Genomic DNA, 13,243 nt, shown 5'->3' with positions numbered 1-13,243 from the left:
AAAGGAACCTCAGAGGTTGGCTGGGTCGAGCTGGATCAGGTCCTGGGCGGCAAGCAGGAAGCGCGCGCCGACACGCAAGGACGCCAACCAGTCATCGACTGGGACCGAATCCGGCAGAGGGCAGAAGCCGGCGATGTCCATGAAGCCGTATTCCATCCCGTGGCGCCCGACGTCATCGACCTCGCGCGCGAATTGCTCGACCGGAACGAGGGTCAGCGGGGGCAATGTCGAGCATTCCTCGATGCCGGGGAGATACTCGTAGGCAATCTGGAGATCGAAGCGCCAGGCGTTGCGCTCCGGCCGAAGCTTCCCAAGGGCCGCATGCGCCTTGCGAAGTTCCTCCAGTTTCCGGCGCAAACCGTTCGGAAGTTCCGCCGATGCCCCCGCGTTTTTCGCGATCATCCATTCGGGCCGACGAGACTCCATATTGGATGGCAGAGTGAGTTCGTCGAGATACTCAGGATCCACGCCCTGATATTCGGTGATCCACTGCCGCGCGGTTTCATCGTCGGTCGCGCCGTCCCAATAATACATGGAGATTTCATCGAAGAGATCATCGTAGCCGAAGATCGGAAGGGCGCGCGCCAGCATATCGTCCAGGGCTTTGTAGGCCGCGGCGCGCCAGGGAATGGGTGCATCGCTGTCTTCGATCCACCCGAGCTCCAGTTGCCCCATGCTGTCGCAGATCACCGCGATCGCCGGCGGATAGTCTTCCTCGCCGTGAAGAACCACGACCCTGAAGTCAGCGAATTCGACGGAGCCGAGAATGTCGAGCACCGCCTTGTCGAACACCCGTTCGATGCGCTGGCGCGCCTCGGCGCGGGTATAGCGTTTGGCCGTCGTTTCCCGAGACGCAGCCCAACGGCCTATCAGCTTATGATGAGGCGCCAGCGGAGCATCGAAGTGGGCGGGAATGTCGCCGGACAGCGCGACGACGCGTCCCGCGAGGTCAGCCGAGGGGTGGAAGGCGCAGGCCCGGCGGCGGCGGGAGCGGCCTGGGAGCGTTGCTCCTGCTGTCCCCGGAGGCGAGGAGGATGCGCGCGTGGAGCGCCTGAGTCTGCTCGCTGCAGATTGGTTGGGTGAAGTCGGATGTGACGCCATTGCCGGGTTCAATCCATTCGATGAGCGTTTTGCGAACGGCGGACGGGATCGCGGCGCTGCTGCTGCTGCGCGCCACGGTCAGCCCTTCGTGCCGACGGCGCGCCGGTATTCGGTGACGTGGGCGCCGCCCGACACGCCGGCATCGACCATCTCGGCGTTGAGAACCGCAGGGTAGAGGGTCGCGTGGTAGGCGCGCAGACTGTCGGGATCGTTGGCGAGATGCGGCGGAACCGGAAGGTCGATGCCGTCATAACGGTACGCGCGGGTGAGATGATTGATCTGCATGAGGGAAAACTCCCGGCTTGGGTCGTGGCGAGATTTGGGCGGAGTTCGGTCAGAACAGGGTGGCGGGTTGGTCCGGTTTGGCATCGACCGGCGGAGTGACCGAGTGCTGGAGCTTCGGGGGACTGGCGGGCGGCGTCGACTTTGCCGTCGCGGCCTTCGTCGCAGCCTTGGCCTTCGCAGCTTCCGCAGCGGCGACCCTTGCGTCCTCGGCCGCCTGGCGCTGATCGGCGATCTGGTCGGCGAGGGTCTTGCGCGTGGCGATGAGCTGGCCGAGCGCGCCGTCCGCGCCGCGGCCAAGTTCCGCATCGATCTCCGCGGCAGTTGCCGTGATCGATATCGGGCGGGTCTCGCCGGATTCGAGACTGTGTTTCGCGCCCACCGCCTTGCGGGGGATCACGGTCAGCGTGACGGTATCGTCAGGGCTGGCGACAAGATCGAAACCGAGCGAATAGTTGGCGAGAAGCGGGAGCAGGTTGGAAATCAACATGGGCGTGAATCCTTGTCTGGAAGGGCGAGGATGCCGGTCAGGCGGCGATTTGCGGGATGGGAGCTTCGATCGGCTGGGCAGCGCGATCCGGGGGCGGTCCATAGGCGCCATCGAGCGTCATCGCGCTCGGTAGGCGTCCCGCCCAATCGAACCCGATGCGATTGAGCATGCCGGTAACAAGCTCGGTCTTTTTCGATGCGAGCAGCTTGGCGAACCGTTTCTCGCCGACATGCGCGATCAGGCCGCATTCCTGGGCGATGAACTTGAGCTCTTCCTTGGTGTAGCGTTCGAGAAAGGCCTGATCGACTTGCCACGTCTCGCGCAGGTCGACCTCGAACACTCTCGCAAGGTCCGCGACATGATCGAAGCTGAGCACATCCTTGGCGTAAGCGCCGCCAATGACGGCCAGCACGTTGGCGGCTCGTGCATCGGCAAGCGCCCGGATTTCCGCTATCTTGCCCTTGAAGTCGAGGTCCGGGAACGAGGCGCCGACGAGGATGCCGGCACGGGACGTCAGCGTGCCGGGCTTGATCTGCGAAAGCGTGCCCGACATCGCCGCGACAAGGATCGTGGTCCGCGCGTGGACAGCATTGCCGGCGAGCGCACGGGCAAGCGCGGTTCGCCATGTCGCCTCGCGAAGCTCGACGGTTCGGGCCGCGATCGACCTGGCCGTGACAGTCGGTTTATGCGCCGACGACGCGGCCCGCACGATGTCGGCTGTGCGCGCCGGAGGAAGCTCGCGGCTTTCGACAGGAATGGATGATAGCGCGCCGTTTTCTGGTTGCGGCTGGATATCCATCGACTGTGCGGGTTTGTCCGTGACATCGTCCTGTTCCTCACCATCTGCATCATCGACGACAGTGGGCATCGCGTTCCTTGCCGCTTTCGCGGCGCGTTCCTCCTCCTCGAAACGGATCACTTCGGCGGCTTCGGTCTTGAGCTTGAAGCAACCCGGATTGGTGCAATGGCCATCGTCGACATGGGTTTCGAAAAGGACCTGCTGCGCGGCCGAGTTGAACGGACAGGTGGCACATTCGGTCTTATCGAAGCACGCGCTGGCGAGACTATGCGTGATGCGCATGAGTTCCTTGCGCGTATCGTTCACGTCGAGGTTCAGACGCAGGATCGTTTCGAGCGCCGTGTCCTGCTTGTCCTTGGGGATGACGGCGAGCAGTTCGGCGTGCCCGACCTTGATCCGGCGCTCATCAAGCGCGGTTTTGGCGGCCTCGGTGAGTTCAGCGAGCGCCAGGCGGCGATCGAGCTTGGTGCGGGACCAGGCCAATCGCCATGCGGCCTCGGCGCGGTCGCCCTTGCACGCCGCGAGAACACGGACGGCAGCATCGGCCTGCTCCGTCTCCGAGGTATCGTCGCGCACCTCATTTTCATCGATCGCGGCTTCAAGCGCCTCCTGGTCTGTCATCTCGTGGATGATGACCGGCACTTCTCCATCGGGCCCGAACACCTCGAGGGCAGCCCTATACCTACGGCCGCCGCAAATAATGACATATTTGCCCTCGGCATCCTGAGCCGGTCGCAGCAGCATGGGTTGCAGCATTCGTCCGCGCAGACGGAACGATTCTACGAGTTCCTCGTGCTTTTTCCGATCGAAATAGCGTCGGGGATTATATCCCGGCTCGATCCTGGAGAGCGGCAGCGTGGAGGGATAGCTCGGTTGTGGCGAGGTCAAGGCTCGTCTCCTGTGTGGATTGTAGCAGGTTCGCGTTCAGGACTGGCTGGGTGCCCATGCCGCTGCGCGTGTCCGAATGCGCGGGACGCGGCCGATCATCAGCCTGCATTCCGCAACCATCTCCCTCCCCCCTCCCTTCGCCCGGTACAGATCGTTCCAGTCATTGAAGCCCGGCGGTGGTGGCAGCGCCTCGATCGATCGGCCGTCTCGCGCATGGGCATGTTTTGCCCGCGCCGCGCCGCGCCGTCCGGAAAGGTCGTTGTCATGGAGGAGGAAGAGGCGCTCCACCCGCTCCGGAACAGTGACCAAGGGGAAGCGGTCGGCGCCAAGCGCGGCCCAGACGGGGATGCCCAGCAGCAAATGGGCGGACCAGGCGGTCTCCCAGCCTTCAGCCAGCCCCAGCACATCGGTGGCGGCTCCGAAGCGGACCGTGCCGCCATAGGGGCGGCCGAGCATCAATTTGGGCGGATCGAGATCAGTCGCCGGTAATCCGGTGCGGGGATCAAGGAACAGGCGTTCGAGCGCTATAACGCCGGTGTCGGCTTCGATGGCGGCCAGTAGCGCGGGACGAAAACGGACGTCGACGCCGCGGCCAAGCGGCACATGATCATGGTAGCGCAAAACCGGATGCGTTCCGTTGAAGCCGCGCGTCGCCATATAGACGCTCACCGCGATGTCGGTGACAGGGCGCGCCTCCTCCCAGAGCGAACGAATTCGGCCGGCCAACCGTCGCTCACTGCCATCTGCGCGTGTGAATTCCGTTTCAGCATCGGCTGTCGGGATAGGCCGCCTGTCGCTGCGCAGCGCGCGGATGACATCAATCGTGGAACAGCCGGCAAAGCATTTGAACAATATGCTATGCTCGCCGACCCGGACCGACAGGCTCGGACGATGGTCGTCATGGGCAGGACAACGGCACATCGCGCCCGATGGCTTCCATGCTCCACCAAGTGATTTGACAATATTGGCGGCAGCGGCATGCAGGCGCGGATCGGCGCTCGTGCGCGACAGGGCCATGGGAGAAACTCCAGCATAGGAAAACTCCCTCGCCCCACCCCTCCTTCTCTTCAGGCCGCGGCCGATACTTGCTGACAGCGTGATCTCAGCTCGGATCAACGGGCAGCGCGTCCCGGTTTTACCGGCGCAGCGCTTCGCGCTACGCCGACCTATTTACCGACCAATGATACCGACGCTGAACTTCTACCGCCGGAAGCGCCGGACGCCGTCTATCGCAATGCAGAACGGGACTGCCTGCCGGGCCCCGTCTGGAGCGTCGCCGCATTTGCGGGCACAGTCGTGACAGGTTTGCGCATATCCGGACAGCAAGGTCTGGAAACACGCATCCATCTTATCCTGCCCGGCAGCGGTCAGCCGGACATATATCCGGCGTTTATCGAAGGGATCAGGGAAGCGCTCGACTATGCCTTGCGCCTCCATCTCGGCAAGGCATCGCCGGCCGGTCATCTCAGATGCTTTTGACGCGAGGCAGAAGCTGGTGAGTGAAGTCTTCAATCCCTGGCTGTCGCGCCAATAGAGATCGAGCAGCATTTCGCATCCTGGGTCGGCGCATAGAGAGCCGAACATGGTGGCCGACGCCGCTCTTGCGCTGATGATCGACCTGCATAGTGGCGCGAAGACAGCCGGACGGCCTGTCTCCTCCAGCATGGGTTCAATTCGGGCTTCGTGTCGCATGGGCATTCGCTCTCCATCCCATTCGGGGGCATCGGGCAAACCGCGCCGATGCCCTATGTCTGCTTGCCCCCCGCTAACCGAACAAAACGCTCCAACAGGCTATCATCATGGAATTTCACCATTCGGCAATGTGACTTTTGGAGGGGAATTTCATCGCGGAAATGGTTAACATCAAAGGACATTCCCACGCCCCTGCCATCACTGCGCGAGAAAACCTGTGTGGCACCGCGAAGTCATGACAAAATATCTGGCAGCAATGCCGTCTGTTTCATGGTGGGATGGCCCATCTTCCGCAGCTGGTTTTTCTGACGGAGCCTCGTAGCTGAACCTTGTTCACCTGCGGCGACCATGCGACTATACTGATATGCCCAAAGCAAATGAGCCGGAATGATCCATGTCTGACGAGGAGATGAAGCTCACACCGGAAATGCGCCAGACGATGGCGGAGCCCGATCCCACGGTTCTTGCCATAGAAAAGCTCATCCATGCCGCCAAAGGGGACGATAAAAAGATCGAAAAAATCGTGCGCGGATATTTGCGCAATGCGATTTTCGTTTTCCAAGGCCACATGGTGAGACGCGCGTTGCGTGATCTCGATCTCAAACAAGATGAACTGAGCGATGAACTGCTGGCACAGATCGCCGCCGATACAGGCGGATATATGGGCAAGTTTCGAGATTGGCTTCTCATCTGTCAACGGCGGCGTAAAAGTCGTCCATTGGGCGGAGCAAAACCAGGCCACTTGATCCGGGTGTTGGCGAGCGCCGGGAGGGCGTAGCCCGAGCGGGGGTCGCCAACACCCGGATTGCCGTTTCTGTCAGGGGTTGGGACGTGCTTTGCGTGCCTGGCTCTGGGCCAGGCGATAGCTCTCGCCGTTCATCTCGAGGATGCTGACGTGGTGGGTGAGCCGGTCGAGGAGCGCGCCTGTCAGGCGCTCGGAACCGAACGTCTCGGTCCATTCGTCGAACGGCAGGTTGCTGGTGATCAGCGTCGAGCCGCGTTCGTAGCGCTGTGAGATCAGCTCGAACAGCAGTTCCGCACCGGTCTTTGACAGGGGCACGAACCCCAGCTCATCGATGATGAGAAGCTTATAGCCGGTCATCTGCTTGTGTAAGCGCAGTAGGCGGCGTTCGTCGCGTGCCTCCATCATCTCGCTGACCAGCGCGGAAGCAGTGATGAACCCGACGGTCAGGCCCTTCTGGCAGGCCGCCAGGCCAAGACCGATCGCGACATGGGTCTTGCCGGTCCCCGACGGGCCAAGGGCGATGACGTTCTCGCGACGGGTAATCCAGTCACAACGCGCCAGTTCGAGCACCTGCATCTTGTTGAGCTTCGGAATGGCGGCAAAGTCGAAGCTGTCGAGGCTCTTGGCGGCCGGGAACCGCGCGGCCTTGATCCGGCGCTCGACCATCCGGCGTTCCCGGTCGATCAGTTCCAGTTCGACAAGCCGGGCAAGGTAGCGGACATGATCTACGCCCTCTGCTGCGCATTGCCGGGCCAGCTTGTCATGCTCGCGCAGGAAGGTTGGCAGCTTGAGCGTCTTGAGGTGGCTGGCGAGCAGCAGTTCGGGAGCTTGGCTGCTCATGCCGCTGCTCCGCCGGTCAGCAGCCGCATGTACGAGCGCGCCGATGTTGTCTCCACTCTGGCCCTGGGCAGGTAGGGATAGATCGCCATGTCCAGTCGGGGCGGGCGGCGCTCCACCCGGCATAACAGGAGATGCTTCACCGCATCGAAGCCGATCGCGCCCATATCAAGGGCCTGCTTCACCGCGCCATGCAGATCGGCTAGAGCGAAGCTCTCCAGCAGGCGCAGTACCTGCACATATTCGCGCCGGCCATGCTTGCCCATGCGCGTCTCCATCAGCCGGCGCAGCGTTGTAAATACCTCGGGCAGGTCCCAGCCCTGCAATGGTGCGGCCTGATCGAGGGCATTGATCTTCTGTTCGATCAGGGGAAGGTAATGGATCGGATCGAAGATCACATCCTCGCGCTCGTAGCTGCGCACATGGCGGGCAATGATCTCGCCCCGGCAACCGATCACCACCTCGTCGACATAGCCCCTGATCCACACCTCCTGGTGGCCGAAGCGCACCGGCACCGAGTAATCGTTGGTCCGGTAACGCACCAGCGCCTGCGATGAGACCTGGCCGCTGGTCTGGTCACAGGCCTCGAAGGGGGAAGCCGGCAGTTCCTGCATCGCCGCCAGATCGCGCCGCAGCCTCTCGCCAATCGTCTCGCTCTCGCCCCGCAGCCGGTCGTTCTGCCGTTTGCGGCATTGCTCCTCGAGCCACAGGTTGAACGCCTCCCATGTCGGGAACCGGGGGATCGGCACCATGAAGTTGCGACGGCAATAGCCGACAAGGCCTTCAACGCCGCCCTTGTCGTTACCCTTGCCGGGGCGACCGTAACGATCACGGATCAGGTAGTGCGACAGGAAGGCGCTGAACAGCCTCGCGCGCAGCCGCGTCCCGTCAGGCAGGATCTTCGAGACCAGGCAGCGGTCGTTGTCGTAGACGATCGACAGCGGCACCGCGCCGAAGAACGCAAAGGCGTGAACATGGCCGTCCATCCAGGCCTCGGCAACGGCAGCCGGATAGGCGCGTACGTAGCAGGCGTCGCTGTGCGGCAGATCGAGCACGAAGAAGTGCGCCTTCTGCTCCACCCCGCCGATCTCGACCAGAGCGTCTCCAAAATCTGCCTGCCCATGGCCGGGTGCGTGTGCCAGCGGCACGAACATCTCCCGGCTGCGCTGATCCCGCTCCCGGATGTAATCCTTGATGATCGTGTAGCCTCCGGTGAAGCCATGCTCTTCGCGAAGGCGATCGAACACACGCTTCGCCGTATGGCGCTGCTTGCGCGGAACCGACCGGTCCCCATCCAGCCAGCCGTCGATGATCGGTATGAACGCTTCCAGCTTCGGTCGCCGCACCGGGGCGCTGCGACGGTAACCGGGCGGCTCGGAATACGACAGCATCTTGCGGACCGTGTCGCGCGATATGTTGAAATGCTTCGCTGCCGCCCGGGCGCTCATGCCGCCCGCGCAGGCAAGACGAACCTTCAGGTAAAGTTCCACGGTGTAAATCCCTCATCCCTCCTCGCCAGCATCGCGAAAAGGGAAAAAGTGGACGACTTTTACGCCGCCCGCAGCAGCACTTCGCCGCCGCTACCGTGGTCTAATTTTGCACCGCCGTTCTCATCTCATCGAACTGAACCGCGCCAACGTGAAGCCAAAGTCGACAAATTAGCGTGCGCTCTGAGCCCGAAAGGCAAGAAGCGTACGGAACCCATCCGGCAGCATTTCCGTAGGATATTTAGGGTAACGGAGGGCAAATTGGCGCACCGCAAATCAAGAACTTGCTTCCCCTGCTTACCCCGAAGGTTCGGTTTTACACCAACAAGGAAGCAGCTAGAATCGATAGCTCGCAGAAACCCCGTAGGTGGCAGGCATCGCTGTATATCGCACGATCACATCCTGGGTGACGAACTGGTTGGTCCAGTAATAGGTGTCCGTCACGTTCCGTCCCCAGACTGATAACGTCCACTTATCATCCGGACCGGAAATCCCGGCGCGCAGATCGAGTGTCGCGAAAGCCTTGATGCGCGAGCTTGCCGGAGCGCCAAGCGTCGAATTGGTCTTGCTGTTGTAGAGGACATTGGCACCGACGAACGCGTTGAGGTCGCTGCTCAGAGCCCAACGATATTCCGCATCGCCGACCAACTGCCATTTGGGAGAGAAGGGCAGCTCCGATCCGCGATAGTCACCCAGGACCCGGTCATTGTTGATCCCGACAAAATCCAGAACCTTCGAGTCGATCCAGGTACCCGCCGCCCGCAGCGTGAGCCCGGACAATGGACGAGCAGTGATATCGATCTCCGCCCCGTTGATCCGGGATTTGGGAACATTCACCAGTTTTTCGAGCTGGTTGAAGATCGGATCAATCACAAGACCACGAATCTGCTTGTCGTCATAGGTATAGTGGAAAAGAGCTGCGTTGATCTGCAGTTTCCTATCCAGAGCGGTCGCTTTGATCCCGACCTCATAGGCGGTGACCGATTCCTGCTTAACCGGCGCGAACTGTTGCGTTGTCGAAGCCGGAACAGTCGGGAAATTTCCTGACTTATAACCGCGCGACACCAGCCCATAGAGCAGCACATCGCGTGTCGGCTTGTAGTTGACGCCCACTCGCCACGAGACGTTGTCCTCGTGGAGCGTGCTCTCAAAGGGAGTCCTGATCAACAGGAACGTTGTTTCATCCATATTGACGCAGGTGTTTGCGTCGGGTGCCGGTTGAGCAACACCGCTGATCGCCTGAGAGAGCTGCCAAAACACAAATTGCTGGCCGGGACCACCGCGCATACAAGCGGTATAGTCATTTTTGGTATCGGTATAGCGCGCACCCGCGAGGACGGTCAGCTGGTCCGTGAGCTTATATTCGACGTTTCCGAAAGCGGCCAGATCGCGGATATTCTCCGTAATCGTGGTATCTCCGTTGTCGACGCCAAAGCCAGGCAAGATGGCCGTATTGGTCGAATCATTCACCAGAAAATTGTCGGAACTACGAATCTTGTTTTTCGCGTAATTGCCGCCCAGCGTCCAGTTCAGCCTGTCGCTTTCTCCGGAAAGCCGCAACTCCTGAGTGAAGGTTTTGACATTGCCACGCGATTCGACGCCTGCGTTTTGCAGGGTCGTGCCATCGCGGTCCAGTTCGTAGTCCTGGCGGAAGCGGGTGTAAGAGGTTAGCGACGTCAATGTGATGCCGCTGCCCAGCTCCAGATCGCCCCGAAGGGAAAGCTGCCACAGGCTGTCATCGCGCTTCAGGTTCCTGCCCATATCCCAATCGGCGGCACGTGCGTTGCCCGGTGCGAGAGAAAGGGCCCGGAATGCGGCGACACGCCGGAGAGTTTCCACCGGATCATATTGACCGGGCGCGGAAGCGTCCTGCTGGAGCTTGAGTCCGACAAGCTGCGCCGCCTGGGTATCGGACTTGTTGCGCCAACCGTTAGCGCTGAACAGGAAGGACAGCGTATCGGTCGGCTTCCAATCCAGAAGCAGGCGACCGCGCAGGATGTCCTGCTTACCGAGCTTGTCATCGCGGGTGTAGCTATACTGCCAGCTACCCGATTGCGTTGTACTGCCGGCCAGCCTGAAGCCCAGGGTGTCGGTGATCGGCCCGCTGACGAACGCCTCACCGTCAAACGTGTCGAAGCGGCCATAGGAGGCTTTCACGCCAGCCTGGAAGTCTGACGTCGGTTTGGCGGCGATATAGTTGATCGCACCACCCGTCGAATTCTGGCCGAAGAGAATGCCCTGGGGCCCCTTCAGCACCTCGACACGCTCCAGATCGAGCGTGGCGCCCTGCGTGTAGGCGCTGTAAACGAGGGGAACCTGGTCGACATAGACGCTGACAGCAGGGCTCGCGCCCAATGTATAGTCGTTGAAGCCGACACCCCGGATCGTGAAGAGCGGCGTGCCGTCCTGGCTCTTGGTGAAGGTCAGTCCGGGCGAGATCTTGACGAGATCGCCGGTTTCACGAATGCCCAGATTGGTGAGCTGCTCGCCATCCGCGGCCGTGATCGAAAGACCGACATTGTTGAGCGACTGCGAACGCTTTTGGGCCGTGACGATGATCTCGCCCAGTTGGTCGCCGGATGACTGAGCGGAAGCCTGCGGCGCAGACGAAGGTTCGGTTTGCGCGAGCGCAGGCGACGCAAACTGGTGCGCCAGCACGACCATGCCGAGTGACTGAAACAGAACCCGAGCCTTCAAGGGCGCCTTTATCATGAACATCCTCCTTCTGCGGCCATCATGACCGTCGAAACCTCGTCGGGCTCACGTCGATGATATCGACTCCCCGATCGCTGCCCCAGCCATTACAACATTCTGGGGATAGTGCAATATATAAACGATGCAGATAGTGCATGGTTGAAATCTGGCACGATTCTGAGAAGCCGTCCAAACGGAAGCGATCGGCGATCCCGCTGTGAAATTCAGCCAGCAAGCACCTGTCGGCGTTGCCGGCTCACCGCATGGCGCGAAACGCCTGTCTTACTTCGCGGGCGAAGATGTGGGGTTGCTCGAAGGCCGCAAAATGCCCTCCCCTGGCCAACTCGTTCCAATAGACGAGATTGTGCATGCATTTCTCTGCCCAGCTTCTCGGTGCCCTGTAGATGTCCCCAGGGAAGATGCTGCATGCCACCGGAAGGTGAAGCTCCCTTGCGCCAAAGGCACCGTGGAAGCTTTCCCAATATAATCGGGCTGAGCTGGCCCCGCTGTTTGTCAGCCAGTAGAGCATGATGTTGTCGAGCAACTCATCGGCCGTGAAGATATTTGCCGGATCGCCGTCGCAGTCCGACCACTCGTAGAATTTCTCGTATATCCAGGCGGCCTGGCCGACGGGGGAGTCGGCAAGCAGATAACCGAGCGTTTGGGGACGACTCGCCTGCAGTGTCGAATAGCCCGATTGCCAGCGGTTGTAATAGACGAGCGCTTCCAGCATCGCCGCCTCCTCGTCGCTCGGTTCAGCGGGAAGCGGATCGGGGATTACGAATGGAAGATTGAGGTGGATACCGAGCAGCCCAGCGGGGCGCAGCACGCCCATCTCGGTCGTGACGACGGCGCCCCAGTCTCCGCCTTGAGCGCCGTAGCGTTCATAGCCCAGGGCCTGCATCAGGATGTCCCAGGTGCCGGCGATACGCTGCACGTTCCAACCCGGTTCGACCGGCTTGCTGGAGAAACCAAAGCCCGGCAGCGATGGGATCACGAGATGGAATGCATCCTCGGCCTTGCCGCCATGACGTGTGGGATCGGTAAGCGGCTCGATGCACTTGAGAAACTCGATCACCGAACCCGGCCAACCGTGGGTGAGGATCAGCGGCATCGCCCCTTCATGAGGCGAACGGATATGAAGAAAATGGATGTCAATGCCATCAATCCGCACCCGGGACTGCCCGAGGTCGTTGAGGCGGCGCTCGCAGCGCCGCCAGTCATAGCCAGACTTCCAATAGTCGACCAGTTCCTTCATCCGCGAGAGCGGTACACCCTGCGACCAATCGGCAACCGGCTCGCAGTCGGGCCATCGAACGTCATCAAGGCGCTGGCGGAGCCGGTCCAACACCTGGTCCTCGACGCGCAGGGTGAAGGACTCAATGGCTCCTGCAAGGGATAGTTCGACCACGATCCTTGCTCCTATCCTTGGCCGAGTGAGCGGGCCGCATTCCTGCTTGCTTGCGCCTGCTCTATCATCACGGCTCCAGCCATCCGCAGGACGATGAATACCAAACCGATGCTCAAGAGCGTGCCAAACGTCACGAATGCCGTAGACGTGGCTGGCGCGTCGAGATGCAGCGCGATGATGACCGGACCGCCGATGCCAAAGTTCGCGGCGTAAAAGGTCATCGGGAAAATGGCGAAGAGGCCAAGAAGGTGCGCAGGATGCGTTGCCCGTTGGCGAAGCTCGATAGCAGCAAGCGAGAAACAAATGACCTGCGTTGCTTCGAGGATGCCGATGATGATGGGGTAGTTGAACAAGCGAAAGACGTGCGGCCCCCAATATTCATAGGCACCGCCGTTTATGCCGTTGATCCCGAACATCTCGAACACGCAGGACATGACCACTTCCAGCGCGAAAAAAATATACACGCTGTTTTTAGAAATCGCGCCGTCGTGAATGGACTTGGTGATGATCATGGCCGCGCTGCCATAGAGGATGGCATATCCGCTATGGGTCCAATTGGGTTGAGCCACGCCAAAGGCCGTAAAATGGGACCAGATGCCGGGTTCATAGAACCAGAGCATCAGACCTTCATCATAGAGCGGTTCAGCAAAGGCGCCGAACATGGCGGCCAGAATCAGGAGAACGTAGAACGGCGTTCTCTCTCGGACGCCGAGCCTAGCCGCGATGAGCAGCGCCACGGCGGTCAATCCCCAACTCCCCCATGTCAATATCGCCTGCGTGGTGAGATTGAGCGGATGATCGATCGGCGGGGTCATAT

At 61.1% G+C, this 13,243-nt stretch carries 12 protein-coding genes; 1 reads left to right on the top strand and 11 read right to left on the bottom strand.

The genetic code is table 11. From position 1 onward, the window contains the following. Nucleotides 1-9: 9 nt before the first annotated feature. The 6 genes from SGRAN_RS02650 to SGRAN_RS02625 all read right to left on the bottom strand — a co-directional run bounded on the left by SGRAN_RS02650 (nucleotide 10) and on the right by SGRAN_RS02625 (nucleotide 5,108). Nucleotides 10-1,101 carry a hypothetical protein gene (locus tag SGRAN_RS02650; RefSeq protein WP_031290709.1) on the bottom strand — a complete coding sequence of 364 codons (1,092 nt, stop codon included), beginning with the start codon at nucleotides 1,099-1,101 and terminating at the stop codon, nucleotides 10-12. Nucleotides 1,102-1,179: 78 nt separating this feature from the next. Continuing rightward, nucleotides 1,180-1,386 carry a PRTRC system protein C gene (locus SGRAN_RS02645; RefSeq protein ID WP_021244067.1) on the bottom strand — a complete coding sequence of 69 codons (207 nt, stop codon included), beginning with the start codon at nucleotides 1,384-1,386 and terminating at the stop codon, nucleotides 1,180-1,182. 49 nt (nucleotides 1,387-1,435) lie between these two features. Continuing rightward, entirely contained in the window at nucleotides 1,436-1,873 is a 438-nt protein-coding gene (locus SGRAN_RS02640; RefSeq protein WP_021244066.1) for a PRTRC system protein E, read from the bottom strand. A gap of 37 nt (nucleotides 1,874-1,910) precedes the next feature. Next, nucleotides 1,911-3,560 (bottom strand): PRTRC system ParB family protein, encoded by a 1,650-nt coding sequence (locus SGRAN_RS02635; protein WP_031290708.1) that lies wholly within the window; start codon nucleotides 3,558-3,560, stop codon nucleotides 1,911-1,913. A 36-nt stretch (nucleotides 3,561-3,596) separates the two neighbouring features. After that, nucleotides 3,597-4,577: a DUF7146 domain-containing protein gene (locus tag SGRAN_RS02630; RefSeq protein WP_067180497.1), complete on the bottom strand. Its 981-nt coding sequence runs from the start codon at nucleotides 4,575-4,577 to the stop codon at nucleotides 3,597-3,599. 183 nt (nucleotides 4,578-4,760) lie between these two features. Beyond that, nucleotides 4,761-5,108, bottom strand: coding sequence for a MarR family transcriptional regulator (locus SGRAN_RS02625; RefSeq protein ID WP_021244063.1), 348 nt, complete (start codon nucleotides 5,106-5,108; stop codon nucleotides 4,761-4,763). Nucleotides 5,109-5,646: 538 nt separating this feature from the next. Here SGRAN_RS02625 and SGRAN_RS02620 point away from each other — a divergent pair. After that, the gene (locus SGRAN_RS02620; protein ID WP_067180494.1) at nucleotides 5,647-6,030 is read left to right on the top strand and encodes a hypothetical protein; all 384 of its coding nucleotides are present in this window, start codon (nucleotides 5,647-5,649) and stop codon (nucleotides 6,028-6,030) included. A gap of 39 nt (nucleotides 6,031-6,069) precedes the next feature. Here SGRAN_RS02620 and istB read toward each other — a convergent pair whose 3' ends face one another. The 5 genes from istB to SGRAN_RS02595 all read right to left on the bottom strand — a co-directional run bounded on the left by istB (nucleotide 6,070) and on the right by SGRAN_RS02595 (nucleotide 13,241). Continuing rightward, entirely contained in the window at nucleotides 6,070-6,837 is a 768-nt protein-coding gene (istB, locus tag SGRAN_RS02615; protein ID WP_048578302.1) for an IS21-like element helper ATPase IstB, read from the bottom strand. After that, on the bottom strand, nucleotides 6,834-8,324 hold the full coding sequence (gene istA / locus SGRAN_RS02610; RefSeq protein WP_082737055.1) for an IS21 family transposase: 1,491 nt from the start codon (nucleotides 8,322-8,324) through the stop codon (nucleotides 6,834-6,836). Before istA ends, istB begins: the two co-directional genes overlap by 4 nt. A gap of 333 nt (nucleotides 8,325-8,657) precedes the next feature. Beyond that, complete coding sequence (locus tag SGRAN_RS02605) at nucleotides 8,658-11,033, bottom strand: TonB-dependent receptor (protein WP_161626263.1); 2,376 nt, start codon at nucleotides 11,031-11,033, stop codon at nucleotides 8,658-8,660. Between the two features lie 238 nt (nucleotides 11,034-11,271). Further along, nucleotides 11,272-12,426, bottom strand: coding sequence for an epoxide hydrolase family protein (locus tag SGRAN_RS02600; RefSeq protein ID WP_021244060.1), 1,155 nt, complete (start codon nucleotides 12,424-12,426; stop codon nucleotides 11,272-11,274). Between the two features lie 11 nt (nucleotides 12,427-12,437). Beyond that, entirely contained in the window at nucleotides 12,438-13,241 is an 804-nt protein-coding gene (locus SGRAN_RS02595) for a hypothetical protein (protein ID WP_081659663.1), read from the bottom strand. Nucleotides 13,242-13,243 lie beyond the last annotated feature (2 nt).

Source organism: Sphingopyxis granuli, assembly GCF_001559015.1.
Lineage (GTDB): Bacteria > Pseudomonadota > Alphaproteobacteria > Sphingomonadales > Sphingomonadaceae > Sphingopyxis > Sphingopyxis granuli.
The sequence above is the reverse complement of the archived record's forward strand: the minus strand, read 5'-3'. Positions and strand labels throughout refer to the sequence as shown.